Annotated in this window: 22 protein-coding genes; 15 read left to right on the top strand and 7 right to left on the bottom strand. The window is 57.4% G+C overall.

Annotated features, from left to right (window positions below; genetic code table 11):
* Position 1 precedes the first annotated feature (1 nt).
* The 3 genes from HZS81_RS12735 to HZS81_RS12725 form a co-directional block, all read right to left on the bottom strand.
* Positions 2-1,111 (bottom strand): pyridoxal phosphate-dependent aminotransferase, encoded by a 1,110-nt coding sequence (locus HZS81_RS12735; protein WP_179930947.1) that lies wholly within the window; start codon positions 1,109-1,111, stop codon positions 2-4.
* A 21-nt stretch (positions 1,112-1,132) separates the two neighbouring features.
* Positions 1,133-3,016 (bottom strand): diguanylate cyclase, encoded by a 1,884-nt coding sequence (locus HZS81_RS12730; protein ID WP_179930946.1) that lies wholly within the window; start codon positions 3,014-3,016, stop codon positions 1,133-1,135.
* Between the two features lie 136 nt (positions 3,017-3,152).
* Entirely contained in the window at positions 3,153-4,325 is a 1,173-nt protein-coding gene (locus HZS81_RS12725) for a UbiH/UbiF/VisC/COQ6 family ubiquinone biosynthesis hydroxylase (protein ID WP_179930945.1), read from the bottom strand.
* A gap of 217 nt (positions 4,326-4,542) precedes the next feature.
* Here HZS81_RS12725 and HZS81_RS12720 point away from each other — a divergent pair, with 217 nt between their 5' ends.
* From HZS81_RS12720 to HZS81_RS12700, 5 genes are all read left to right on the top strand, one after another.
* Positions 4,543-5,448 carry an NAD-dependent protein deacetylase gene (locus HZS81_RS12720; RefSeq protein ID WP_179930944.1) on the top strand — a complete coding sequence of 302 codons (906 nt, stop codon included), beginning with the start codon at positions 4,543-4,545 and terminating at the stop codon, positions 5,446-5,448.
* Between the two features lie 55 nt (positions 5,449-5,503).
* Positions 5,504-6,967: a protein adenylyltransferase SelO family protein gene (locus HZS81_RS12715; RefSeq protein WP_179930943.1), complete on the top strand. Its 1,464-nt coding sequence runs from the start codon at positions 5,504-5,506 to the stop codon at positions 6,965-6,967.
* Positions 6,968-7,027: 60 nt separating this feature from the next.
* The gene (gene dinB / locus HZS81_RS12710) at positions 7,028-8,074 is read left to right on the top strand and encodes a DNA polymerase IV (protein WP_179930942.1); all 1,047 of its coding nucleotides are present in this window, start codon (positions 7,028-7,030) and stop codon (positions 8,072-8,074) included.
* 97 nt (positions 8,075-8,171) lie between these two features.
* Positions 8,172-8,975: an alpha/beta fold hydrolase gene (locus tag HZS81_RS12705; protein WP_179930941.1), complete on the top strand. Its 804-nt coding sequence runs from the start codon at positions 8,172-8,174 to the stop codon at positions 8,973-8,975.
* Between the two features lie 9 nt (positions 8,976-8,984).
* Positions 8,985-9,239: a YkoF family thiamine/hydroxymethylpyrimidine-binding protein gene (locus HZS81_RS12700; RefSeq protein WP_179930940.1), complete on the top strand. Its 255-nt coding sequence runs from the start codon at positions 8,985-8,987 to the stop codon at positions 9,237-9,239.
* Between the two features lie 81 nt (positions 9,240-9,320).
* Here the strand turns inward: HZS81_RS12700 and gabT are convergent, their stop codons facing one another.
* The 3 genes from gabT to HZS81_RS12685 form a co-directional block, all read right to left on the bottom strand.
* On the bottom strand, positions 9,321-10,589 hold the full coding sequence (gabT, locus tag HZS81_RS12695) for a 4-aminobutyrate--2-oxoglutarate transaminase (RefSeq protein WP_179930939.1): 1,269 nt from the start codon (positions 10,587-10,589) through the stop codon (positions 9,321-9,323).
* A gap of 91 nt (positions 10,590-10,680) precedes the next feature.
* Complete coding sequence (locus HZS81_RS12690) at positions 10,681-11,622, bottom strand: sensor domain-containing diguanylate cyclase (RefSeq protein WP_179930938.1); 942 nt, start codon at positions 11,620-11,622, stop codon at positions 10,681-10,683.
* A 188-nt stretch (positions 11,623-11,810) separates the two neighbouring features.
* Positions 11,811-12,557 carry a sulfite exporter TauE/SafE family protein gene (locus tag HZS81_RS12685; protein WP_179930937.1) on the bottom strand — a complete coding sequence of 249 codons (747 nt, stop codon included), beginning with the start codon at positions 12,555-12,557 and terminating at the stop codon, positions 11,811-11,813.
* A 224-nt stretch (positions 12,558-12,781) separates the two neighbouring features.
* Here HZS81_RS12685 and HZS81_RS12680 point away from each other — a divergent pair, with 224 nt between their 5' ends.
* Genes HZS81_RS12680 through HZS81_RS12670 form a run of 3 tightly spaced genes read left to right on the top strand, consistent with a single transcriptional unit; the run spans position 12,782 to position 16,265 of the window.
* Entirely contained in the window at positions 12,782-13,741 is a 960-nt protein-coding gene (locus HZS81_RS12680; protein ID WP_179930936.1) for a TAXI family TRAP transporter solute-binding subunit, read from the top strand.
* Positions 13,742-14,263, top strand: coding sequence for a DUF1850 domain-containing protein (locus HZS81_RS12675; RefSeq protein WP_179930935.1), 522 nt, complete (start codon positions 13,742-13,744; stop codon positions 14,261-14,263).
* Entirely contained in the window at positions 14,250-16,265 is a 2,016-nt protein-coding gene (locus HZS81_RS12670; protein WP_179930934.1) for a TRAP transporter permease, read from the top strand. Before HZS81_RS12675 ends, HZS81_RS12670 begins: the two co-directional genes overlap by 14 nt.
* On the opposite strand, the gene HZS81_RS12665 is transcribed toward HZS81_RS12670, so the two are convergent.
* Positions 16,262-18,793 carry a penicillin-binding protein 1A gene (locus tag HZS81_RS12665; protein WP_179930933.1) on the bottom strand — a complete coding sequence of 844 codons (2,532 nt, stop codon included), beginning with the start codon at positions 18,791-18,793 and terminating at the stop codon, positions 16,262-16,264. The two genes, HZS81_RS12670 and HZS81_RS12665, sit on opposite strands and share 4 nt — an antisense overlap.
* Positions 18,794-19,008: 215 nt before the next feature.
* Here HZS81_RS12665 and pilM point away from each other — a divergent pair, with 215 nt between their 5' ends.
* The 7 genes from pilM to aroB are packed head-to-tail and all read left to right on the top strand — an operon-like array spanning position 19,009 to position 25,715.
* Positions 19,009-20,070: a type IV pilus assembly protein PilM gene (gene pilM, locus HZS81_RS12660; RefSeq protein WP_179930932.1), complete on the top strand. Its 1,062-nt coding sequence runs from the start codon at positions 19,009-19,011 to the stop codon at positions 20,068-20,070.
* On the top strand, positions 20,067-20,675 hold the full coding sequence (locus HZS81_RS12655) for a PilN domain-containing protein (protein WP_179930931.1): 609 nt from the start codon (positions 20,067-20,069) through the stop codon (positions 20,673-20,675). The genes pilM and HZS81_RS12655 overlap by 4 nt, the downstream gene beginning before the upstream one ends.
* Complete coding sequence (locus HZS81_RS12650) at positions 20,665-21,312, top strand: type IV pilus inner membrane component PilO (protein ID WP_179930930.1); 648 nt, start codon at positions 20,665-20,667, stop codon at positions 21,310-21,312. The genes HZS81_RS12655 and HZS81_RS12650 overlap by 11 nt, the downstream gene beginning before the upstream one ends.
* Entirely contained in the window at positions 21,309-21,866 is a 558-nt protein-coding gene (locus HZS81_RS12645) for a pilus assembly protein PilP (protein ID WP_179930929.1), read from the top strand. Before HZS81_RS12650 ends, HZS81_RS12645 begins: the two co-directional genes overlap by 4 nt.
* A gap of 37 nt (positions 21,867-21,903) precedes the next feature.
* Positions 21,904-24,018 carry a type IV pilus secretin PilQ gene (locus HZS81_RS12640; RefSeq protein ID WP_179930928.1) on the top strand — a complete coding sequence of 705 codons (2,115 nt, stop codon included), beginning with the start codon at positions 21,904-21,906 and terminating at the stop codon, positions 24,016-24,018.
* Positions 24,018-24,590 carry a shikimate kinase AroK gene (gene aroK / locus HZS81_RS12635; protein WP_179930927.1) on the top strand — a complete coding sequence of 191 codons (573 nt, stop codon included), beginning with the start codon at positions 24,018-24,020 and terminating at the stop codon, positions 24,588-24,590. Before HZS81_RS12640 ends, aroK begins: the two co-directional genes overlap by 1 nt.
* Before the next feature lie 9 nt (positions 24,591-24,599).
* Positions 24,600-25,715 (top strand): 3-dehydroquinate synthase, encoded by a 1,116-nt coding sequence (gene aroB / locus HZS81_RS12630; RefSeq protein ID WP_179930926.1) that lies wholly within the window; start codon positions 24,600-24,602, stop codon positions 25,713-25,715.
* Positions 25,716-25,937: the final 222 nt, after the last annotated feature.

Raw genomic sequence — 25,937 nt, 5'->3', positions numbered from 1 at the left:
GCTAACTAACTTGGCGCAAGGCGTCTTCCACCGGCGCCAAACGCCCCGGCGTGAGCGCGTCTTCCAGCGCGGTAATCCTGAGTACGTTGGCAATCGACGGATGCCCCAACCGGGCGATCAGCGTGCCCTCGCTGAGTAGTTGTTGGTGGACGGTGCCGGCCAACTCAACGCTAGGCAGCCGGATACCGACAAAATTGGTCGCGCTGGGCAGTACGTCCGCACCGAGCGCGCGAAAATGCTGGGCCAGTTTTTCCCGCCGGGCTGTCACTGCATGAATATGCGCGCGGGTCTCGTCAGGGTGATCCAGCACCACCTCGGCCGCCGCCTGAGTCAGCGTGGAGACCGCGTAGTGAATCCTTACTTTCATCAGCATCGCCAGCGTTTCCGGCTCGGCGATGGCGTAGCCGATGCGTAGCCCCGCCAGGCCGTGCGCTTTGGACAGCGTGCGCAGGCGAATAACGCCGGGCAATACGCTGGCTAGCACGCCGCTTTGTGCATCGTCGCGGAAGTCGCCGTAGGCTTCATCAAGCAACAGCCAACAATCTTTGGGAAGTTGTTTGCGCAGGGCGCGAATGTCCGCCTCCGTGTGCAAATGGCCGCTGGGGTTATCGGGGTTGGCGAGATAAACCAAGCGTGCGTCTTCGGCGTGGGCAGCGCGATTTAGCGCTTCCAAATCGGGCGCCAGCAAGCCGGGGGCTTGTTGATAAGCCGGCTCCACGACGTGACAACCCTCGCCGCGGGCAAAATAGCCGAATGTCGGGTAAGTGCCTGCGGTGGCCACCACGCAACACCCCAGCGTACAGGTGGCGCGGAGTGCCAAGGCCATCAGGCTATCGGCGCCGGCATCCACCAAAAGCGCCTCAAGCGGGATCCCTTGCTGATGACTGACGCGCTGCCGAACGCCCAGGGCTTCGGCATCGCCGTAGGCATAAGCCTGCTCAGCCAGCGCATCGCCGAAGTACTCACGCAGCGCGCGGTGGGGCATGTCCAGGCCCTCGTTGGAGCCCAAACGGTGAGGAATCGGGTGGCCGAGTTTGCGCTCCAATACCTTGATACCCGGGAAAGGATTATGCGGGCCGTCACCCTGCAGATGGTCGGGAAAGCGTGGCATGTTGTCTCCTTGTGTTGTCCGCTAGCGCCGCTGTGACTTGCGCGATGCTTTATGCGTGTACATGGCATTGTCGGCAGCGGTAAAGAGATCATCAATGTTTTGGCCATCGGTGGGATAAATACTTATCCCGACACTGAGCGATAAGGTGACGGAAAGGTCGTTAGCGAGGATAATGGGCGTATTCGTACAGGCGGTGAGTCTGGCGCGCAGTGTTTCAATATCGTCGGGCTCAATCGGCGGCGCATATAAAATCACGAACTCGTCACCGCCAATGCGTGCCACGGTGTCGCTGGTTCGCACGCAGTCACACAAACGCGTTGCCGTTTCGGCGAGCATCTGGTCACCCACGGCGTGGCCATGGATGTCGTTGATCGGTTTAAAGTCGTCAAGATCAATGACGGCAAGCGCTAGATGCTGGTCATGGCGCTTTGCGTAGGCCAACGTTTCTTGCGTGCGGCGATGCAAATATTGGCGATTGGCCAAGCCGGTGAGCGCGTCGTGGCTCGCCTGATGTTCGAGTTGCTTTTGGCTGATGTGAAGAAGGCGATTGGCTTCCTCAAGTTCAAACGTGCGTTGTTTCACCCGGCTTTCCAGCGCCTCTTTGTTAAACCGCTCGATTTCCAGCCGTTTTTGGCGATTGGTGATGGCCTCTGCCTGTGCCTTTTCTTTCTGTTGCTGCAGGTTCTGAATACGATCCGCCAGTGCCAGCGAGAGCAGAAGCATCTCGACGGCGGAGCCGATCATCATGGCATTGGAAACGAGAAAAGAACTGGGTAAAACACCCAAATTATGCAGGGAAATCACCATCACACCACACAGGAAAAATAGCCAAGCCACGACGAAAAAACGCGCGCCGGGTTCTCTTTGAAGTAGGCTGGTAACCCCGAGTGAGGCGGCCGATACGACGAAAACCAGCGAAATAAGATTTACCGCGATGGCCGCTACGTTGTACGAGACCAATAAAGCAGTAAGCAACGTCAGCGCGTAAGCCACGCTAATGGTTGGCATTAGCCAGTGTAGGCGTAATTTTCGCGGCGCTGAGCCTAGAAAGCGTTGTACAAACAGGGAGCCAAAAATCCCCGCCGCTGAAACGCCGGCCGTGGGCGTCATGTGCGTCAGCCACCCCCAGTCCGGAAACAGAAATTGCCCTGTGACGCCAGATAGCCCGGCCTGGCCAATGGCGAGGAAGAGGACATAACCGGAATAAGTGACATACAGCGTATCGCGTAAGGCGAAATACAAGAAAAGGTTATAAATCAAAAGGCTGAGCAGAATGCCGTAATATAAGCCCAAGACCATATAGTGGTTTTGATCGCGCTGCCAAAGGGCGTCTTGGGTCCACAGCGTTAAGGGGACCGTCAGGGTGCCTTGCGAGCGGACGCGGAGGAGAATATCTTGCGATAAGGGGGCTGATGTATCGGCGGCGGTGAGTTCTGACAGGGCAAACACATGATGTAGGTGAGGCACGCTACGCGAGGAGAAAGGCAGTAGGTCGCCGGATACTTGCTTCTGCCAGCGAGACCTCGCGTCGTTGGCGCCTGGCGCACGTTGAAAGAGCGCGACATGATCCAAAGAGGCGTGTCCTACTTCTAAATACCAAGGCTGAACGGTGTCAGATAAGCGCTGTAGCGGGATATACAGCCAGATAGTGTCGCGCGTCAGACCAAAATTGCGCTCGCCCCGATGGATAGTATCAGGGGCATTATCTTTAAAGCGCTTCAACGCCTCTTGAGGGCTGAGCTCCTCCCCGCGATGGCGGAAATAGGCAACTTCGTCTGACAGTTCTACCTCTTTTTGCTGCTCATCCAGTAACAGCGGCGTTTGGGCAAACGTCTCACCCGGCAGGCAGAGAGTGAAAAGTATCGCGATGGAAAGCATCCACCACTGTCTCTGCCATGCTTGCATTGCCCATTCATCCTGTCGTTTGCATGAAAACATGCTGTCACCGAAATGAGCTAGTGAGCTTACCAGATGCGGGCCACCGTGGCGCTGACTAACGTTGCCTGACGGCCCAGCATATCTCATGCTTTATGCCTACGTCTTAGCCTCGTTTAAACGGATTCAGCCCGTTGGCCTGTTGCATCATCATGCGTTTGGCGAGCGGGAAGCGTTCGGCAAGCTGTAAGCTTGCATCCCCCAAGCGGCGCAGTGGCGCGCTACCGGTGAAGAGGTGATGAAAACCGTCGGTGGCGGTAATCATGGCCTGGTTGGCGAAACGGCGCTGAATCTCAAAGCGGCGTAGCCCTTTAGCATCGCCTACATCGCGCTGGGCAAGGAGTATGTCGGCAAGGGCGTCGGCATCGTGCAGGCCAATATTCAACCCTTGCCCGGCCAGCGGGTGAACTACGTGCGCGGCATCGCCAATTAAAGCAAGCCGTTTGGCGATATAGCGCTTGGCATGCTGACGTTTGATCGGAAAGCTGGCGTGGCCGGTAACGCGAATCAGGTTGCCCAAGCGTTTAGGGAAGGCCGCTTCGATGGCGGCTTTGAGGCCGTTGTCGGTGAGCATTTCCCGGTCGCGGATGGCCGCATCGCTGTCGTACCAGATCAGCGAGGCGTGATGGCCCGGCAGCGGCAACATCGAGACTGGGCCGGTGGGGGTGAAACACTGCCAGCTAACGTCCTGCTGAGGCAGCTCGGTTTCCACGTTGGTGATTAGCGCGCGCTGGTGATAGTCGTAGGTGGTGATATCGATACCGGCTAGCTCGCGTAGCGTCGAGCGCGCGCCGTCAGCGCCGACGACCAGATCCGCGTTGAGGGTTTTGCCGTTATCCAGCTCGACCAAGCGGGAGTCGCTGCTGGTGAGCGTCGAAATCGGCGCGCACTGGGTGTAGCAGGTGACACCGGGTAGGGTTTTTAAACGCTCCCAAAGCGCGTATTGCAGGGCGCGGTTCTCGATAAAAACGCCAAAGCGCTCAAGGCCGCTATCGTCTGCGGAAAACAGGCTGTGGCCCTTGCCGCCTTGGTTCCATACTTCAATATGACGAAACGAGCAGCAGCGCGCCTCGGGTAGCTCCGTTCCGCTGGCTTCGATAAACGCAAGCGAGCGCGCGTTGAGCGAGGAGATCCGTAGATCAAAGTCGCCACTAGGCGCTGTGGGCGCGTCGCCGCGCTCGACCAAGCCGACGTTTAACCCAGCGTAACCCAGGCGCGCGGCCAGTGCCGCACCGACCATACCGCCGCCGACAATGACAATTTCGTGATCCCGTTGCATGCTGCCCTCTCCCACAGAAAACTGATGGCCAGCGCAAGCGATAACGCTGACATTTACACGGTTTCTTCAAACCACTACATAAGACGGTATTTGAGATAGTATCCAAGTTCGTACTTGAGACCGTACTCGAAATCGTACTCAAGACAGTATCGTTGAGAGGTACAAGGCTTGCCTAGAGGTGAGCCTTCCACGGTAAAGAAACAGTGGGCAAACATTGATGCAGGTAAAGAAAGTGGTCGACACGCCAGCGATACCGCACGTGGAGCAGGCGGGCGATGCGCTGGCGGCGTATATCGCCCGACACCCAAAACTTTGGGTGATTACCGGCGCGGGTGTCAGCACCGATAGCGGTATACCCGACTACCGCGATGCGGCAGGCCAGTGGAAACGCTCGCCGCCGGTGCAGCACGGCGATTTCATGGCCTCCAATAGCGTGCGAAAGCGCTATTGGGCGCGGGCGTTGGTGGGCTTTAAAGCGCTGAGCGAAGCGCAGGTGAGCGGTGCGCACCGGGCGCTGGCCGCGCTTGAAGCCATGGGCTACGTTGAGCTGCTGGTCACTCAAAATGTTGACCGCCTACACCAACGCGCGGGCTCGCGGCGGGTGATCGACTTGCACGGCCGCGCCGATCTGGTCAAGTGCATGGGCTGCGGCTACCAGCTGATGCGCCACGCCATGCACGCGGAGATGGCGCGAATGAACCCGGAATTCGCCGCCTTGAATGCCCAGCATGCCCCAGACGGTGATGCCGACCTGGAAACCGACTTTAATGCGTTCCAGGTGATGGACTGCCCACGCTGCGGCGGTATCTTAAAGCCCGATGTGGTCTATTACGGCGATGTGGTGCCGCCTGCGCGTCGCATAGCCGCTGAAGCGGGCTTATCGCGCGCTCAAGGTGTGCTTTGTGTAGGCACCTCATTAATGGTGTTTTCCGGCTACCGTTTTTGCCGCGCCGCGCATGAGGCGGGGCTGCCACTGGCATCGCTTTCGCTCGGTGTTACCCGCGCCGATGCGCTGTTATCCCACCAATGGCGCGCGCCGCTAACGCCGGTGCTCGAACGCGCCGTTCACGTGCTTGAGGATCATCATCACGGCACGCCTTGGAGGCTACCGTCAGAAACCTGATTAAAATAGTCGGGTATTTTGCTATCCTACTCGTACAGCCAACGAGGAGGTCATCGTGCTCACCTTTGACACATCGTATACGCGCTTACCGGAAATGCTGTGGTCAACATGCCAGCCTACGCCGGTTAAAGCGCCTGCATTAATCGCATTTAACGCCGAGCTTGCCGCACACCTCGGCGGCGCCGAGCCGCCGGATGAGGCCACGCTTGCCGGCTGGTTTAGCGGCAATCAGCTGCCGCCGGGGGCTGAGCCGGTGGCGCTCGCCTACGCCGGGCATCAGTTCGGGAATTTTGTCCCACAGCTTGGCGATGGCCGTGCCGTGCTGCTCGGCGAGGTCGTCGACCCGCAAGGGCGGCGTTTCGATGTGCAGCTCAAAGGTAGCGGGCGCACGCCTTACTCCCGCGGCGGTGATGGCCGCGCGCCGCTTGGCCCGGTGCTGCGCGAATACCTGGTCAGCGAAGCCATGGCGGCCATGAGCGTGCCCACCACGCGCGCATTAGCGGCGGTGACCACCAGCGAGCGCGTCGTGCGTCAGCTCCCCGAGCCGGGGGCCGTGCTGACCCGTGTGGCGGCAAGCCATATCCGCGTGGGAACCTTCCAGTTTGCTGCCTTGCACCAAGACCACGCCGCGCTTAAGGCGCTGGCAGATCACGTCATTGAGCGCCACTACCCCGAAACCACCGATGCCAAGTCGCCCTATCTGGCGCTATTTGAGGCGGTGCTTAAGCGTCAAGCGCAGTTAGTGGCCAAATGGATGGGGGTTGGGTTTATTCACGGCGTGATGAATACCGACAACATGAGCATCGCCGGGGAAACCATCGACTACGGCCCCTGCGCGTTTATGGAAGCATTTGACCCGCAGAAGGTCTATAGCTCGATTGACGAAGGTGGGCGCTACGCGTTCTCCAACCAGCCGGTGATCGCCCAGTGGAATTTGGCCCGTTTTGCCGAGTGCCTACTGCCGCTGCTTGAAGGCGACCAAGATGAACGCGTTGAGCAGGCGACCGCTGTGCTGCGCCGCTTTAATGATTATTTTGACCCGGAGTGGGCGCGCATCAGCGCTGATAAGCTCGGGCTTGCCGAAGGCAGCGAGCAGGCAGCGCAGATGATGGCAGCGCTACAAGCGCAAATGCAGCAAGGTCGTATGGACATGACCGCGACCTTCGATGCGCTGACGCGCTATGCCCAAACCGCGAACGAAGAAAATCGCGACGCCCTGTTCGCGCTGACCGATAAGCCCGATGCTCTCGCGCCGTGGCTGGATGAATGGCAGGGCGTGCAGGTCGCGGGGCAAGATGAAACGCGCAGGCAGGCGATGCTTCAAGCCAACCCGGTGGTGATTCCGCGCAACCACCGCGTGGCAGAGGTGATTCAAGCGGCGGTGGATGGCGATTTTGCCCCTTTTCATGCCATGCTCGCCGTGGTGACGCAGCCATTCGACGATACCCCCGAGGCGCGGAAGTGGTCAGCGCCCGCCAGCGAGCAGGAGCAGGTATTGCGTACTTTCTGCGGCACATAAAGCGCCCGCCTATGATAGGCTGTGATTGTTTACAGCTATAGGGCGGTTTGAGGCCGTAAAATGCGTAAAATCATTCACTGCGACTGTGACTGCTTTTTTGCCGCCGTCGAAATGCGCGATAATCCCGCCCTGCGGGATATCCCCATTGCCATCGGCGGCAGCGTCGAGCAGCGCGGCGTGGTGGCGACCTGTAACTACCCCGCCCGGAAGTACGGCATCCATTCGGCCATGCCCATGGCCCAGGCGCTAAAGCGCTGCCCGCACCTCACCTTGGTGCGTGGCGATATGGCAAAGTACAAGGCCGTCGCGCGGCAGGTTTTTGCTATTTACCGTGAGGTGACGGATTTGATCGAGCCGCTCTCGCTGGATGAGGCGTTTCTGGACGTTTCCGCGGTGACCTTGTATCAAGGCAGCGCCACGCGCATGGCCGAGGCAATTCGGGCGCGAGTGCAGCAGGAAGTAGGGATTACCGTCTCGGCGGGCGTTGCGCCGAACAAGTTTTTGGCCAAAATCGCCAGCGACTGGAACAAGCCCGATGGCCTTTGCGTGATCACTCCGGCCGGTGTGGAGGGCTTTGTGACCACGCTGCCCATCACCAAGATTCACGGCGTAGGGCCGCGCACCGCCGAAAAGCTGCACGCGCTGGATATTCACACCTGTGCCGACTTGCGCCAACGCCCATTGACCGAGTTGGTGGAGCAGTTCGGCCGCTTTGGCAAACGCCTGCACGATCTTAGTTTTGGCCATGATGAACGCCCGATCAAAACTCAGCGCGAGCGCAAGTCGGTAAGCACCGAGCAGACCTATCCTCAAGATTTACCCACACTGGCTGCCTGCCGCGACGCACTGCCCGAGCTCATTGCCGATTTAGAGCGCCGCTACGCGCGGCTCGATCCCGCGCCCGCCGTGCGCGGCGTGATGGTGAAAGTGAAGTTTAACGATTTCACCCAAACCACCGTCGAGCACGCCGACCCTGCGCCCGACACGGCGCAGTTTGACACCTTGTTAAACGTCGGCTGGCAGCGTGGAAAACGCCCGGTGCGACTGCTTGGCGTTGGCTACCGGCTGGCGGAAGCGCCCCCGGAAACCCAGTTGACGCTTTTTTGAGCCATTGACGCTTGGCGCTAGCGGCGTTAAAACAATTGTATGAAAATCATTTGATAACGACGCCGATAACCACGCCAATAATGTTAAGAGCCCGCCCATGACTTCCGTTTTATCTCGCCCGCGACTGGTGTTTGCCCATGCCAACGGCTTTCCCGGTCTTAGCTATAAAAGCCTGTTAGCGCCTTTAAGCGATCAGTTTGATTTGCACCCCCTCGACCGGCTTGGCCACCACCCGGACTACCCGGTGAATGCCAACTGGGCCAACCTGGTGGATGAAGTGTTGGCGGCGCTACCGCAAAACGAGGCGCCGGTATTGGGAGTCGGGCACTCGCTGGGTGGCACGCTGATGGCCATGGCGGCGGCAAAGCGGCCAGAGCGCTTTGCCGGTGTGGTCATGCTTGACCCGCCGCTGATGCTGGGGGTGGATGCCTGGGTAATGAAGGCGGCGAAGCGCTTTGGTTTTATTGACCGCATTACCCCCGCGGGTAAGACTCAAGGGCGGCGCACGGTATGGCCAAGCCGCGAGGCAATGGCGATGTACCTGCGCCGCCGCGGCCTGTTTCGCCGTTTTACCCCAGAGGCACTCAACGACTATATTGAAGCGGGCACGCGTGAACTTGATGATGGTCGCGCTGAACTGACGTTCGATCCGGGCATCGAAGTCGAGATTTTCCGTCATCTGCCGGATCACCTCACACGGCTGCCACAACGTCTTCAGGTGCCAGTAACCGTGGTCGCGGGGGATGAGTCGCACTTGCTTACGCCCGCGCGCATTCAACGCCTCAAACGTCGTGGTTTGCGGGTGAAAGTCGTGCCGGGCACGCACATGTTCCCGTTGGAGCATCCCGATGAGACCCGCGCGGCCATACGCGCTGCCTGGCAGCAGATGACCCCATCTTAAGGAGGCACTATGTATCTCTCCGTACAGCTTAGCTACTACCCGCTTGCCGACGACTTCAAACCGCCAGTGAAAGAGGTGGTGAAAAAACTGGAAGCCTCAGGCCTTGAGGTCTACTCCAACCGCATGAGCACCCAGGTGTTCGGTGAGTTTGATGCCGTGATGGCCGCTTTGTCAGACGTGATGAAGTGGTCGTTCGAGACGTATGGGAAGGCTGTGTTTGTGGCGAACTTTTTACAGGGTGATCGGCGCCCACGCGGTGAATAAATCCGCTGATAAAAAAGCGCCGCCTGAAACCAGGCGACGCTTTTAACGCTTAACTGACGTCTACCGGGTCAGTTCGGTCTGTCAGGTTAACTCGTTGAGGCAGGCTTCAACGATATCCAGACCTTCGTTGAGCACGCTGTCTTCGATGGTTACCGGCATCAAGAAGCGGATGGTGTTGCCGTAGAGGCCGCAGGAAAGCAGGATCAGCCCTTTCTCTCGGGCTTTACCGCAAAGCTTGGCGGCAAGTTCGGCATCCGGGGTGTGGTCGTCTTTGATCAGTTCAAAGGCGGCCATCGCGCCCATGTTGCGGCCGTTATCCACGCAGGCGAATTTGTCTTCCCAGCCGCTAAAGCGTTTGGCTAACTTTTCACCCAGCGCTTGGCTCTTTTCCAGAATGTTCTCTTCTTCGAACACTTCCAACACGGCCAGAGCGGCGGCGCAGGCGGTCGGGCTGCCCGTATAGGTGCCGCCTAGCGAGTTGCCGCCGGAGGCATCCATGTGCTTGTCGGTGCCCACGATAGCGGAAATCGGCATGCCGTCGGCCATGGATTTGGCCATGGTCATGAGGTCGGGTTCGACACCGCTATGCTCGATGGCAAACATCTTGCCGGTACGGCCAAAGCCCGACTGAACTTCGTCGACGATCATCAGCATGCCGTGCTCATCGCAGATCTCGCGAACTTTCTCCAAGAAGCTTTTCGAGGCCGGGTAGAAGCCGCCTTCACCGAGTACCGGCTCAAGAATAATCGCTGCGGTATCCTTGGGGTTAGCGTCGGTTTTGAGTGTCATTTTCAAGCCACGAAGCGCTTCGTCTTCGCTGACGCCGTGATACGGCACCGGGTAGGGCGCGCGGAAAACGTTGCCCGGCATGGGGCCGAAATCGGTCGCGTAAGGCGCGACTTTACCGTTCATCGCCATGGTGAAGAGCGTGCGGCCGTGGTAGCCGCCATCAAAGCAGATGACGTTGGAGCGGCCCGTGGCAGCGCGGGCGATTTTGACCGCGTTTTCCAGTGCTTCGGCGCCGGAGTTGGCCAGCATGACTTTGGCATGGCCGCGAACCGGTGTGATGTGGCTTAGCTTTTCGGACAGTTTTACGTAGCCTTCATAAGGCATCACCGTCTGGCAGGTGTGCATCACTTTATCCAGCTGCGCTTTAACAGCCTCGACTACCTTGGGGTGGCGATGGCCAATGTTGAGGACACCAATGCCGCCGGCAAAGTCGACATAACGGTTGCCGTCGGCATCCCAAATTTCAGCGTTTTCCGCGCGGTCGGCATAAGCCGTTGCCGGGCTTGCTGCCCCGGCTGCAACGTATTTTTTCTTCAGCTCGTTGAGTTCTGCGTTACTCATTGTGACTCCTTCGGTGGGTGACGTATCAGTGAGTGGCGTTGAGCGAATAACGCTCTGAGAATGGCATGACGTAAGCATAGCGTGCAAAACGCTATGTCACATCATCCGCGATGATCACTTTATTTCGCCCGGATTGCTTGGCCCGGTACATGGCTTTATCGACACGATCAAGCATCCGCGTGGTTGAGGCTTCCATGTAGCTTGCCACACCGGCGGAAAGGGTAACGATTAGCGCATGCGTTGTCATCGGCGTGGCAGCAGCTTGTTGGCGCAGACGATCAGCGGCCAGGTAGGCAGAGGAAACATCGACTTCCGGCATGATGATCAGAAACTCCTCACCGCCTAAGCGCACGAGAAAATCCGTAGAGCGGATCCCTTTTGCCATTAGCTGCGTCATCTCCTGTAGCACGTCGTCGCCGATACCGTGGCCGTAGGTGTCGTTGATATGCTTAAACGAATCCAGGTCGTACATGACTACGCTCAGCTTGCTGCCATAGCGTTGGCAGCGTTTAAGCTCTTCCTCTAAGCGCATAAGCCCGGCACGGCGGTTGTAAATACCCGTTAGCTCGTCGTGGTGTGCTAAGTGGTCCAGGCGTTCGTTGGCCTGCTTTAATTGCTCTTCAAGGCGTTTGCGGTTGGTGATATCGACCACGTAAGTGACTTTGCGCGGCGCGCCGTCCTCGCCGTGGACGCGCGCGGCTTCGGCGATAATCGTGCGCGTCTCACCGTTTTTACGCCGCACTTCCCATTCCTGTCGGAGCTCTTGGATTTCATTGCCAGCAATAAACGTATCATGTAGCTGGCTTAGCTTGTCACGATAGGCTTTGGGCACGACCAGTGTGAAATGTTGCCCTAAAAGCTCCTCTTTTTCGTAACCATAAAAGTCGCAGTAGGCGGGATTAACCACCTCAAACTGGCCATTCGCATCGGTGATACAGATGCCGATAGGGGTGGCGTTGATCACGTTAGCCATATCGCGTGACGACAGGGTGATCAGGTGCTCAAACGGGTCAGCAATGCGGCGCTCGGCCATGTGGCTCTCCTTTCGATGTCCCCATTTACCGTCGACATAAGCCACGCTGTGATGAAAGGGGTTAAAACAAGACCCTGGTGGGAGCAAGGCGGAAAAAAACGTACTGGTTGTGTTATGTGCAGTCTAGTGTAGCGCGTTTTGTTCTGGTTAATACATTGGCTGTAGAGGCTCTAGTGTGTCACCGCCTGCTAGCCGAACACTAAGCGCAATAAGATCGCGGTGATCACGGCCAAGGTGAGGTACTTGATCCATAGTGCGCCTCGCGGGCTCATGTTGACCTTCACTGCCAACCAGGCGCCGGTCATGCTTCCCATTGCCAGCAACAGCCCATAGCTCCAGCGCACCTGGTCGAACCACAAAAACATCGCCAGTGCCGGCACGCTGTACACCAATACGATCAACACCTTGAAAACGTTCACTTGGGCAAGGTCGATCTTCAGCATGCGGTAGAGCACGACGATAAATAAAACCCCCACGCCAACCTGAATAAAACCGCCGTAAAGGCCGATGCCAAACATGGCGACATAAATCAGCGGCGTGAGGCGTTCTGACGTGAGCGGGCGGGTATCCAGTCTGGGCTGGGGCAACAGCATTGTGACGGCGGAGCCGGTCATCACGGTGATCAAAATCGCTTCAAACAACACGTCGCTGACGTGAAGTGCCAGCCAAGCGCCGAGTAGCGAACCTGCCACCGCGGGTAGCGCCAGCCGTAGGCTAAGCCCAATGTGCGCCGCGCCCGCGCGAAAAAAATTACCCACGGCGGATACGCTTTGCAGCACGACCGTCACGCGGTTGGTGCCGTTGGCCTCTTGAGGCGGCAGGCCTAGAAACATCAATAGCGGCAGCGTCAGCATCGAGCCGCCGGCGGCGAGTACATTGATAAAACCAGCGACAACGCCGATGGCGATAAGCGCTGCGGCTTCCCAAACGGGCATGAACGTACCTCTTCGTGTTGGCGGTGAGTGGTAAAAACGCATGGCAGAAGCGTGCCCAGTATAGCCTCGTTAGCCGCACGTGGAGTTAGCTTAGATTAAGAGGTTGGCATCTAACGCGAAAGGCGTGCTAGTTTCATAACACCGCACGTTTAATCGGCGTAGCGGCAGAGATTCACCTCCTTTATAACCTTGAATAACTCCCTATTAAGGGTGGAGGAATGTTTATGCGAACGCTTCACTACGTGGCAGCGACGTCCATGCTGGCGGTTGCACTGCCTGCCTCGGCACAGCAGCTTTCCATTGCCACCGGCGGTACCGGCGGCACGTACTATCCCATTGGCGGCGGTTTTGCCGAGATGATCAATAACCATATCGAAGGTGCTCAAGCCACGGCAGAAGTGACCGGCGCCTCGGTGGAAAACATGGGCTTGATCATGCGCGGTGATGCCGATATGGCGCTGGCGCTGGCGGATACCGTTTATCAGGCGTATACCGGCACCGGCGATTTTGAAACGCGCCAAATTGAAGCCACCCGGGCGCTGGCATCCATGTACCCCAATGCCGTGCAGCTGGTTACCTTAGCGGAATCCGATATTCATTCGCTGGCCGATTTGGAAGGCAAACGCGTCTCCGTTGGTGCACCGGGCAGTGGCACCGAACTCAATGCGCGGGCGCTTTTAGAAGCCAATGACATTAGCTACGACGATTTCACCCCTCTGCGGTTTAACTTTAACGAAACCGCCGATGCGATTCGCGATGGCGATATCGATGCTGGGTTCTGGAGCGTTGGCCCGCCCACCAGTTCGATCATGAACTTGGCGACAACGCGCGATATTCGCTTGATTGGGCTCTCCGATGAAGAGATTGCTAACGCGCGCGAAGATACCGCGGTATTTGCCCGGTATATGCTGGGAGAAAACCTCTACGAAGGCATGGACGAAGCCGTCCCCACGATTGGCGTCCCTAACGTCCTCGTCGTCAACGCCGCCATGGATGAAGAGCTTGCCTATCAGCTCACTGAGCTTTTGTTTGAAAATACCGACGAGCTAATCGCGGTGCATCCGGCCGCCAATGACACCACCGTGGAATTCACCATGGAGTCAACACCGGTACCGCTGCATCCAGGCGCGATCCGCTACTTTGAAGACGCGGGCGTTGAAGTGCCTGAGCGTTTGCGCCCCTAAATGTCTCTCTTTCTGGTATCTGCACGACTCCCGGCGCTGGCGCCGGGAGTTTTGGCGTCTTTGGCCGTCTTGGCATTGCTCTTTGCCACCCCCGTGTTGGCGGATCGGCTACAAGTGACCCGCGCGCAAGGTGAGCGGATTTGGCACAGCGCCATGCCCGATGGCGCACGCTGGTGCGTTGAGTGGGAGCACTCGGTGGAGCACTTCACCGTGCGCGACTGTTACCTTAACGTCGCCGGTAGCATGCAGCTTGAACGCAGTCATCAGCCTGATTTTGCCGCAGGGCTCGGGCATACGTTGGGCCGTGGTAAGCAGGTCTCTGACGGCAAAGGCGGCTATTGGATCGAGGAAATCTATGAGCCTGTCCCGAGTAATCAGTATGCGCTGCGCGTGGGGGCTATGGCGGTTAACCATCGCTTGGTGTGGCAGCAAGACGGGGCGAGGCATGTATACAGCTTAAGCCGCCGCGCTGCTGGCGAGCGAGTATGGATTCAACTGGTGAAAACGGATGAAAAACACTGAACAATCCACCGTCATCATGCCCGGTGGAAATATCCAGCACCCTCGCGCGGTGCTTTGGTGTATTACCTTGGTGGCGGTGGGACTGTCACTTTTTCAACTCTACTCCGCCGGCATTCAGCCGCTGGGGCTTTTTTATCAGCGCAGTATTCATTTATCGCTCGTTATGATGCTGGCTTTTTTGATGTTTCCGGCGTTTGGGCCGACGCGTAGCCGCGGGGTCGTGGGTTGGGCGATTGATGCGGTCTTTTTTACCGGCGCGCTGATTACCGGCGGCTATTTGGTGCTGTTTCTGGATGACATCATCAACCGCGCCGGTTTTTGGAGCCAGACCGATATTGTCGTGGCGTGTATTGCCACGGTCACCGTGCTGGAAGCTAGCCGCCGCGCGGTAGGCATGAGTATGACGATGATCGGCCTGATCGCGATTGCTTATGCCATGGCAGGGCCGCGTGGTGACTTTGCCGGGCTGGGGGAGTGGTTGCCGGGTATTTTGGGGCATCGCGGTTATAGTCTTGATCGCATCGCCGGTCAGCTCTACCTAGGGCAAGAGGGGATTTTTGGTCTGCCACTGGGGGTGGCGGCAACCTATATCTTTATTTTTGTGCTCTTCGGCGCTTTTCTTGAAAGTACCGGCGCGGGTAAGTTTTTTATCGATTTAGCCTACGCAGCGACCGGGCGTCAGCGCGGTGGCCCAGCGAAAGCGGCGGTATTAGCCTCGGCGGGGATGGGCTCGATTTCCGGCAGCGCGATTGCCAACGTGGTCACCACCGGCGCGTTTACCATTCCGCTGATGAAACGGCTAGGCTATAAGCCTAAGCAGGCTGGCGGTATCGAAGCCGCGTCTTCCACTGGCGGGCAGATCATGCCGCCGCTCATGGGCGCCGGTGCGTTTTTGATTGCCGAATACACCAACACGCCTTACCTGGATATCGTCAAAGTCAGTATCTTCCCGGCGGTAATGTACTTCACCACGGTATATTTGTTTGTCCATATCATCGCGCTCAAGCAAGGCATGCAGGGTATGACCAAAAGCGAGCTGCCGCAGCTACGCGATGTGATGCGTGAGGGCTGGCACTTTTTGCTGCCGCTTGCCGTGCTGGTGTGGCTGCTGGCGATGAGTATGTCGCCCATGCGCGTGGGGTACTATGCCGTGGTGACGATGGTGGTCGTTGCCGTGTTGCGTTACGCGCTGTGGTTTTTCTTTGTCGCGCCGCGTCAGGGAGAGCCGGTGACTGTTAACCGGATGATCGACGCAAGCGCACGCGGCCTGCGTAAGCTGATCGAAGGGCTGGAGCTAGGCGCGCGTAATGCCGTCGCCGTCTCAATGGCGTGTGCCGTGGCGGGTATTATCGTTGGCGTGGTAGGGCTCACCGGGCTGGGCCTAAAGTTTTCTTCCATGATGCTGGCGTTTTCCGGCGGTAATATTGTGTTAGCCCTTATCTTGGTGCTATTAGCAAGCCTCGTGCTGGGCATGGGGCTTCCGGTGACGGCGAGCTATATCGTGCTGATTGTGCTGGTTGGCCCGGCCTTGACTCAAGAGTTTGGCATTCCGCTTTTAGTCGCGCATCTGGTGGTGTTTTGGTACTCCCAGGATTCTAACGTGACCCCACCCGTGGCGCTGGCAGGGTTTGCTGGGGCGGCGATTGCTGGCAGCAAACCCATGGAAACCAGCTTCCAAGCGTGGAAGTTCGCCAAGGGACTCTATTTGATCCCACTGTTTATGGTTTTCAACCCGGAAATCATTATGGGGGGGCCGGTAGGACTAGTGCTCTGGAAAGGGGCGATTGCGGTTCTCGCGCTGGGTGCTTTCGCCGCCGCCCTTGAGGGGTATCTCTTTACCACCATGCGTTGGCCTTCACGCTTGGCAATCGGTGCGGCGATTATTGGTGTGTTTTACCCCGATGCCATGACTGAAATCGCCGGTGTGGCAGTGATGGTTGCCGCTATCGTGGGCAATGGCGTGGCGGCGAAGCGACAAGCTCGCACCGCCACGCCCGCCTAGAAGATCGACTCGGCCGCGCCGGAGCCCTCTGAACCGCTGGCTTCTTCCAGCTCACGGCTTATCCGGCGCGTTTGAAAATCGGGCAAGTGTTCGGCGTCGAATAACTCGCTGATGCCGCCAGGCTGGTCGTCGTGCAAGCGGCGGCCAGTGTCGGGGTCGACGCGGGCGGTGACAACGCCGTCAGGGCGCTCAGGCCACGCCTCAGGTTGGCCTTCTAGCGCGTTGCCCATGAAGTCTTTCCAGATGGGCAGGGCGGCCTGTGAACCGTACTCGGCGATGGTTTCGTTGCTGTCTTTGCCCACCCACACGGCAGCGACCAAATCGCTGTTAAAACCGGCAAACCAGGCATCGCGCTGATTGTTGGTGGTGCCGGTTTTGCCCACGATATCTTCACGGTTAAGGCTGAGTGCGCCGCGGCCAGTGCCGCTTTCGATCACATCGCGCAGCATATCGCGCAAGATATACACCGCTTCGGCGTCGGCGACGCGTGGGGCAACGGGGTGTTCGCGTCCGTCAAGCTCAACCGTCTCTTGCTGCTCGTCGCACTCGCGGCAGGCCACTGCGGGGGTTGCCTCAAAGATATTGTTTGCATTTTCGCCGCCCCGTGTGACGCGGTCAATAAACCAAGGGGTGACTTTATAGCCGCCGTTCGCCAGCACTGCATACGCGTTGGTCATTTCCAGTGGGGTCAAACTGGCGCTACCCAGCGCTAGTGACAGCCCGCGTGGTAGCTGTTCAGACGCAAAGCCAAAGCCCTTCAGGTAGTCGATGGTGTAACCCAACCCCATGCTGCGAAGTATGCGGATAGTGACCAAATTGCGCGAGCGGGCAAGCGCCGGGCGCAGCCGCGTTGGGCCTAAAAAATCACGGCTGGAGTTAACCGGACGCCATAACGTATCGCTGCCGTCTTCTTGCACCACCGGGGCGTCATTGACGACGCTCGCGGCGTTCATTTCGCCATTCTCTAGGGCGGCGAGATAGATGAACGGTTTAAAGATGGAGCCAGACTGGCGTAGTGCCTGCACGGCACGATTAAACTTGCTGGCGTTAAAATCAAAGCCGCCTTGCAGGGCTACAATTGCCCCGGTTTGCGGGTCTTGCACCACCACCGAGCCTTCGGCATCAGGGCGCTGCGACAGCCTCAGTTCGCCCTCTTCATTCTCCACTACGCGGACGAGATCGCCGCGCTCGGCGATCTGCTCAGCCGATGTGGGAGCCGCGCCGCGGCTGTGCGGGCTTAAGTATGGCTGTGCCCATTCCAAACCCTCCCACGGAATGGTGCGTATCGAATTATCGCGGGTAAGCACTTGCATTTCGCGGCCGCTGCTTTCGACCACAATGGCAGGCTCTAGCAGGCCATAGCGGGGCGTGCGGCTTAACACTTGCAACCAGTTGCTGACATCGCCGTCAAACCCTTCCACTTGGGTCTGGCTGCGCTCAGCGGCTTGGCGGGCCGTTTCGCGAATCTCCGGCGATTCGGCGAGCTCCTCTTCAAGCCCCTGTGTTTCGGTTTGCTCTTGCGCTTCAACAAGGCTTGCCGGAAGGTTTTGCTGCTCGGGCCCGCGCCAGCCGTGGCGGCGGTCGTAAGCCAGCAAACCTTCGGCCAGCGCCAGGCGGGCATAGGGCTGCAGTTCACTATCAAGCGTCGTGTAAATGCTGTAGCCGCCTATGTAGGCATCGTCACCGTACTCTTCGATGGCGTATTGGCGCGCCATTTCGGCAACATACGCAGCCTCAACTTCAAGCTGAGTTTCGTGGTGCTGGGCGGTAACCGGCGCTTGTACGGCTTGTTGGTAAGCCGTCTCGTCGATGAGGCCTAGCTCGCGCATGCGAAATAAAATCCAGTTGCGCCGGATCAGCGAGCGCTCAGAGTTGGCCAGCGGGTTAAACGCTGAGGGAGCTTTGGGTAAACCGGCGATCATCGCGGTTTGGGCCAGCGTCAATTCAGCCAGTGGCTTGTCGTAGTAGGTCTCCGCGGCGGAGGCGATGCCATAGGCGCGATTACCCAGGAAAATTTTATTGACGTAAAGTTCGAAGATATCCTCTTTGCTGAGCACTTGCTCCATCTGCAGGGCGAGCAAAATTTCCCGAATCTTACGGGTAAAAGTCTGGTCGAGGGTGAGCAGATAGTTACGCGCTACCTGCATGGTAATCGTCGAGCCGCCCGACTGAATTGTGCCCCCACTTTGGGCTAGTTCTACTGCTGCGCGAATCAACCCGCGCGGGTCGACGCCTACGTGATCGAAGTAGCTTTGATCTTCCGCGGCGATCAGTGCATCAATCATGGGTTGCGGAATAGCATTGAAGTCCACCGGAATGCGGCGCTCTTCGCCGAACTCGCCAATCTGTTTGCCATCATGGGTGTAAATACGCAGCGGCGTGTGCAGCTCAAAATTTTCCAGCTGACGCACATCGGGTAAGCCCGGGGCAAAATAAATCCCGGCGCCAATAACGGCTAGGAAGGTTGCTCCCACCAGGGCCACGAGAGTGGAAAACAGCGACAAAATAAGTGTGCTAAGAAACTTCATGAAAACAGGCTACCTGTGGGAAGCATGGAAAAAGCCCAAATGGCGACGATGGCGCAATACATAAATGCAGCGCTAAAAAGTAAACGGCTGCCATTATAGGAAGCTCTTGCGGCGGCCACCAGTGTTGATATGCAGCAATGAGTCACGCGTGTGCGATAGGTTAAAATCCTGTAACCTCGAATTCTGCGTCATAATAGCCGGAGCTTAATCCCATAATGCGCTTGCTTAAATCCCATAACGGCTTGATTGGCGTCGATATTACCTCGGCGACGGTCAAGCTCTTGGAGCTCAAGTCAACGGCGGATAACTATCACGTTGAAAGTTATGCCGTGCGCCCGTTGCGCGAAGGTGCGGTCATCGAGCGTCGTATCCAGGATATCGACGACGTGGCAAGCGTTTTAAGTCGCGCCGTCGAGCATGCCAAGCCTTCGACGCGTAAAGCGGCCGTGGCCGTTCCTGCGAGTGCCGCCATTACCAAGACGCTCAGTTTTCCCGCGAATTTGAGCGAAGACGATATCGAAGAGCGCATTGTCGCCGAATCAGACCGCCATATTCCTTTCCCGTTCAATGAAGTGGCGTTCGATTTTCAGTGTTTAGGGCCCTCGCCTTATGATGAAGAGGAACAACAGGTGCTATTGGTGGCGTGCCGCCAACACGATGTCAGCCAGTTGACCGAAACGCTTGAGCGCGCCGGACTTGAACCTGCGGCCGTCGACGTCGAAACGTTTGCCATGGAGCGCAGTTTTGAGGTGCTAAAGCGCCAGCTGAGCGTTGAGCTAGACCCTTCTACCTGTGTCGGGCTGGTCGATTTTGGCGCTAATATGAACGCATTTCACGTTATGCGCGGCGGTCATATCGTCTATAGCCGCGATACGGTATTTGGTGGCCGTCAGTTAACCGATGCGATCCGCGAGCGTTATGATCTCTCCATGGAAGAAGCCGGGTTTGCCAAAAAACGTGGCGGCTTGCCCGAGGATTATCAAGACAGAGTGCTTAACCCGTTTCTAGAGACCGTCGTTCAGCAGGTGGGCCGCTCGCTGCAGCTCTACTACACCGCGGGGCGGCACCACGAAGTGAAAGAGATTGTCCTAGGCGGGGGGTCGAGCGTTATCCCTGGCCTTGCCGAGCGTATTGCGGAAGACAGCGGGATGCGGGTGACCATCGCCAATCCGTTTCAAAATATGCAGGTGAATAAGCGCTTAAACATTGAAGGGCTAACCAACGACGCGCCCGCCATGCTCACCGCTTGTGGCTTAGCGATGAGGGCTGGACAATGAGCGTGATGATTAACCTACTGCCTTGGCGCGAAGAGAAGCGTCAGCGTCAAACGCGTCGTTTCCACCTTTTGCTGGTAGCGATGCTGGTGCTGGGGACAGCGCTGGGTTTTTTGGTGGCCCGGTTGTATCAGGCAGAGTTAGAGGCGCAGCGCGAGCGCAACCACTACATCACCGAGCAATCCCGCCAGCTCGAAGCGAATATTAGCGAAGTGCGCGGCTATGAGGAGGATGCCGCCGAGCTCAGCGATCAGCTTGCGCTATTTCAAACGTTGCAAAACGAGCGCGTCAAAACAGTGCGCGTCTTTAACGAGATAGCCCAAAGCGTGGCCAGCGGCGTGATTTACCAGCGCCTATCCCGTCGTGGTGACACCCTAAGCGCGACGGCAGAGGCGGGTAGTGATCGCCAAGTCTCCGAACAACTGCGGCGCATTGAAAAGATGCCCGGGCTTGGGGTGCCGCAATTTACTGAGGTCGAAAGCGATAGTGACAGCGCTCGGCGGATTTTTCGTTTTGAAGTGAATCAGCAAAGCGTTACGCCCAAGGATGATGAAACCGCCGATAGCACCTCAGAAAGCGGCGATCTGGAGGCGCGTAATGAAGCTTAACCGCGACAGGTGGGTAGACGAATGGCAGCGCTTGCGTGATGTTGACGTTCGAGCGTTGGATATTAAAGAGGCCGGAAGCTGGCCGTTGCTGCTGAAAGCGCTTTGCCTGCTGTTAGCACTCTCGCTCTCGCTCGCCGCCATGTACTGGTTTGTGATTGGCGAGCGCCGCGATGCGCTGGCATCGGCGCAGCGTGAAGAACCCCGCCTGTTAGAAGAGTACCGCAATAAAGCCGCAGAGGCCGCACACCTGCCGAAGATGGAAGAGAAGCTAGACGAAATTAATGCGCAAATGATGCGCCTGCGCGAGATGCTGCCGACAAGCGTCGAGATTCCATCACTGCTCGATAGTATCAGCGACGCGGCGGTGAACAATCAGCTCACCATTGAAAATATCCGGCTACGCTCAACGGTTACCCAAGCACACTATGTGGAACACCCTTTCGATATTCAAGTGCAGGGGGAGTATCACCAAATTGCCCAGTTTGTGGCGGATATGGCGGCACTGTCGCGGATCGTGACCCAGCACGATTTCACCCTTGAGCCGGTCGAGGGTCAGGGTAATACGCTACGGCTTTCTATGTTGGCGCGCACGTATAGCGACTTAGCCCGTATGCAAGGCTCGGAGGATGACGCATGACGCCGCGCCAAGTGAAACTCAGCGCTCTGGGCTTAAGCGTGGTGTTCATACTCGCTGGCTGCGCCGATGCCAATATAGCGCAATTAACGCAAAAGCTGCGTGATATCCGCGAGACGCCAGGCAGCCAGCCACGCATTGAAATGCCTGAGGTGCCTGATTACGAGCCGCTACCGTATCGTCATAGCGACATGCGTAGCCCGTTTTTAGCGCCTGATGCGGTGGTCGATAGCACATTTACCCAGCCGGGCGGCAATAGTGAGTTAGCGCCCAACCAAGAGCGCACGCCGGAGCCTCTAGAGCGCTATTCGCTGCAAGAGCTTAGGCTGGTCGGGACACTGCAAATGGGCCAACGCCAGCGAGCGCTGATACGCACGCCGGATGATGAGGTCGTAAGCGTAAGCGTGGGCAATTATCTGGGGGCAAATTATGGCCGCGTTAGCCGCATAACTGAGCAGCGCATCGAAATTAATGAACGCGTCTTTACCCAGCGCGAGGGCTGGCAAGTTCGCGATGTCACGCTAGCACTGGCCGATGGCAATAATACTGACGAATGAAATGGCCGCGGCCAAAAAGAGTAAATAGGGAGAGGGCATGGGTATAACCGTGTTGCAAAAAGCGTTGAAAAAAACACTGCTTATAATCCGACGGTGTGTGGGGTTATGGGCTGTGGCGCTGCTGCCGTTACTGCCCGCTTGGGCGTCAGCGGCCGTGCTCACTGATATCCGCGTTGATGATAGCGGTGGCGAGCAGGTCAATATCGACCTGCAGTTTTTTGGCAGCGTGCCCGAGGTCAAAAGCTATCGTCTCGATGCGCCGCCGCGTTTGGCCATTGATCTTCCCGGCACTAGCAGTGGTTTGGCTAAGCGTCGCGTAGAGGTGGCGCGAGGCGGGGTCGAATATATCACTGCGATTGAGGCGAGCGGGCGCACGCGGTTAGTGATTAATTTCAACGAGGTTTATGACTACACCACGGAACCCGGTGAGGGGCGGCTACGCATAGCACTTACCCCCGACTCAGCACTTAGCCCGGACTCGCGGGAAGCCCCGCTTGAGCCTGATGCACTTGCCACCGTTCAGGGGCCACAAATCAAAAACATCGATTTTCGGCGCGGTGAAGAGGGGGCGGGAAAATTAGAGGTAACCTTTGATCGCGATTCGATCTCTCCGCGCGTTGAAGAGCGCGATGGTCGTGTGGTGGTTAACTTACGCGATGTGGCCATTCCGGACTCGCTGAATCAAATCTACGACGTGACAGATTTTGCCACGCCCATTACGCAGGTAGTGCCGCGTGCCAGTGCCCGTGGCACCGAGTTAACCCTCGAAACTCAGGGCGCTTACGCCATGGTTTCTTCTCAGAGCGGACAAACGCTAACAGTAGAAGTACAGCCGGTAAGCCAAGCCCCGCAAGAGGAGCGCGAAACTCAGGAAGACACCTTCACCGGTGAACGCTTAAGCCTTAATTTTCAAGATATTGAAGTGCGCTCGGTGCTCTCAACGCTAGCGGAGTTTTCCGGTTTTAATATTGTCGCCAGCGACGGCGTGACAGGGCGTGTGACGCTTAACTTGAACGATGTGCCGTGGGATCAAGCGCTAGCGCTAATTCTGCAAAGTCAGGGGCTTTCTAGCCGCAAGCGAGGCAATGTGATCGTGGTTGCGCCTGCCTCTGAGCTTGCCGCGCTAGAGCAGCAAGAGCTAGAAGCGCGCCAGCAGCGCGAAACGCTGGCGCCCTTGGTCACCGAGTTTGTGGAAGTGAAATACGCCCGCGCGGAAGACTTAGCACAGCTTTTGCGCGGTGAAGATGGCTTTGGCCTGCTCACTGATCGCGGCCGGGTCAGCATCGATCAGCGCACCAATACACTTTTGGTGCAGGACACGCGCGAGCAAGTAGAGCAAATCATGAGCACGCTAGACCGGCTGGATGTGGCCGTGCGCCAAGTGCAAATCGAAGCAAGGATAGTGATTGCCCGGGACAGCGTTTCGAGAGAGTTGGGTGTCGACTGGGGGATTTCGTCTCGAAGAGACGTTCGTGGGGTATTTGGCAGTAGTACCCGAGACCGCTTAACCTTTGACGGCGCCTCTGATGGGACGCCGAATACGGGAGGACTAGCGGTAGATTTTGGGTCTTCTGGAACGCCAACTACCTTTGGTTTCGGTTACCTTTCTGGCGATATTCTGCTGGACCTTGAGCTGCGCGCTTTAGAGAGCGAAAACAAGAGTCAGACGATTTCTCAGCCTCGGATAATTACGGCAAACCAGCGCACAGCCACTATAAGTCAAGGTGAAGAGCGTGCATACCCAGTTCAAGATAACACTACTACTACTAATAATAATTCTTCGCAAGTTACAGTTGAGTTTAAAGAGGCCTTATTGTCGCTAGAGGTTACACCTCAGATTACTCCTGATGACCGTATTATTATGGATTTAGTCATAAATAATGACAGTTTTGGTGTGCCAGACGTAACTGATGAGCCGCCAATTAATACCAATACGATCGAAACCCAGGTGCTGGTGGATAACGGCCAAACCGTGGTGCTCGGCGGCATATTAACCACCGAAGAACTGAGCCAAATTGCTAAGACTCCGCTGCTGGGTGATTTGCCGTTAATTGGTAGACTGTTTCGGTATAATGAAGAGAGTAATGAAAAAGTAGAGTTACTGGTTTTCATTACTCCACGACTCCTTGATGACGGCCTGGCGGTTCACTAATGCAGGATTTACCCAACCTTTTTCTGATTGGCCCCATGGGGGCTGGCAAAAGCACCATTGGCCGCCTGTTGGCGGCCGAGCTATCGCGCGAGTTTGTTGATAGTGACCATGCCATCCAAGACCGCTGTGGGGCGGATATCCCCTGGATTTTTGACGTTGAAGGAGAAGCCGGCTTTCGTCAGCGCGAAGTGCAGATGATCAATGAGCTGACCAAGCGCGACAACGTGGTGGTGGCCACCGGCGGCGGCGCGGTGCTGCGCGAAGAAAATCGCCGCGCGCTGCGTGAACGCGGCACGGTGATCTACTTAATGACCACCGTCGAGCAGCAGCTAAGGCGTACGGCCAAAGATCGTAACCGGCCACTTTTACAGTGCGCTAATCGCGAACAGGTTCTCTATGACATGTTTGCCAAGCGCGACCCGCTCTATCGCGCCACCGCCGATATTACCGTGCGCACTGATCGCCGTAGCCCGCGCGCCGTGGTCAATGAGATTTTACGCCGCGTGCATCGCTTGGTAGACCCGCTAAAAACGGCCGGTTCGGCACATAAAACAGGTACGGTGCAAAAATAAGGTATTCACATGACATACCCAGACGGCGTGCTGCGCACGCTTAATGTTGCGCTCGGTGAGCGCAGCTACCCGATTCATATTGGTACGGACTTGCTAAGTCGCCCGGAAACCATCGTGCCGTACCTGGCTGGCCAGCAGGTGATGATTGTCACCAATGAAACGATTGAGCCGTTGTACCTGGCGAATCTCTGCGCCGGCTTGCCGGAGCATGCTGACGTGCGCACGCTGGTACTGCCCGATGGCGAGCAGTACAAATCCATCGAGCAGGTCGGGCGTATTTGGGATGCGCTGCTAGAAGCCGGGTTTAATCGCCGCTGCACGTTGATTGCCCTCGGTGGTGGTGTGATCGGCGATATGGTGGGGTTTGCTGCGGCGAGCTATCAGCGCGGCGTGGCGTTTATTCAAGTTCCCACCACGCTGCTCTCGCAGGTGGATTCCTCCGTTGGCGGCAAAACTGGCGTGAATCACCCGTTGGGTAAAAATATGATCGGCGCGTTTTGGCAGCCGAAGGCCGTGCTGGTAGATATCGACACGCTTAACACGCTGCCCGACCGCGAACTCTCAGCGGGGCTTGCTGAAGTCATCAAATACGGCTTTATCCGCGACGAGGCGTTTTTGTGCTGGCTTGAAACGAACATGGCGCAGCTTCGCCAGCGCGACCCGAATATGCTAGCCGAGGCGATCGCGCGTAGCTGCCAGATCAAAGCCGATATCGTCGCTGAAGATGAGACCGAGCAAGGCGTGCGGGCGCTTTTAAACCTGGGTCACACCTTTGGCCACGCCATTGAAGCGCACCAGGGTTACGGTAACTGGCTACACGGCGAGGCCGTGGGGGCGGGGATGGCGATGGCCGCAACGCTTTCAAGAGAGCTTGGCTTTATCGATGAGGCAGTGCTTGCCCGAACCCTGGCAGTGATCGAAAGTGCCGGTTTGCCACTAGCCGCTCCCGCTGAGATGACCCCTGAGCATTTTTTGACGCACATGCGCCGCGACAAGAAAAACATCGATAGCCGCCTGCGTCTGGTGCTGCTTAACGCGTTAGGTGATGCGAGTGTGAGCGATGCCACCCCTCCAGAGCGTTTGGCATCTTTGCTGGAGCGCTATCCGCGCGCCTCGCGAGCTTAGGCCAGCATTTTTTTGTCGGAGGGTGCCTTATACGCATTTCGACAAGCTTCATGCGAACGGAACATCTGCCGCTCATCCTGAAATTTTCGAAGGGTGAGCGGTTTTTTGTGCTGACCACACTCGATAGCTAGCTCAAAATAAGATAATCGGCATGCCTTATGCGCTATCGGCATGGGATTTTGGGCTTATTTATACTAAAGTCTATGGGGTTATGTTAATCGT

The organism is Vreelandella salicampi, assembly GCF_013415105.1.
GTDB classification, from domain to species: domain Bacteria; phylum Pseudomonadota; class Gammaproteobacteria; order Pseudomonadales; family Halomonadaceae; genus Vreelandella; species Vreelandella salicampi.
This window is presented reverse-complemented; position numbering and strand designations above follow the sequence as displayed.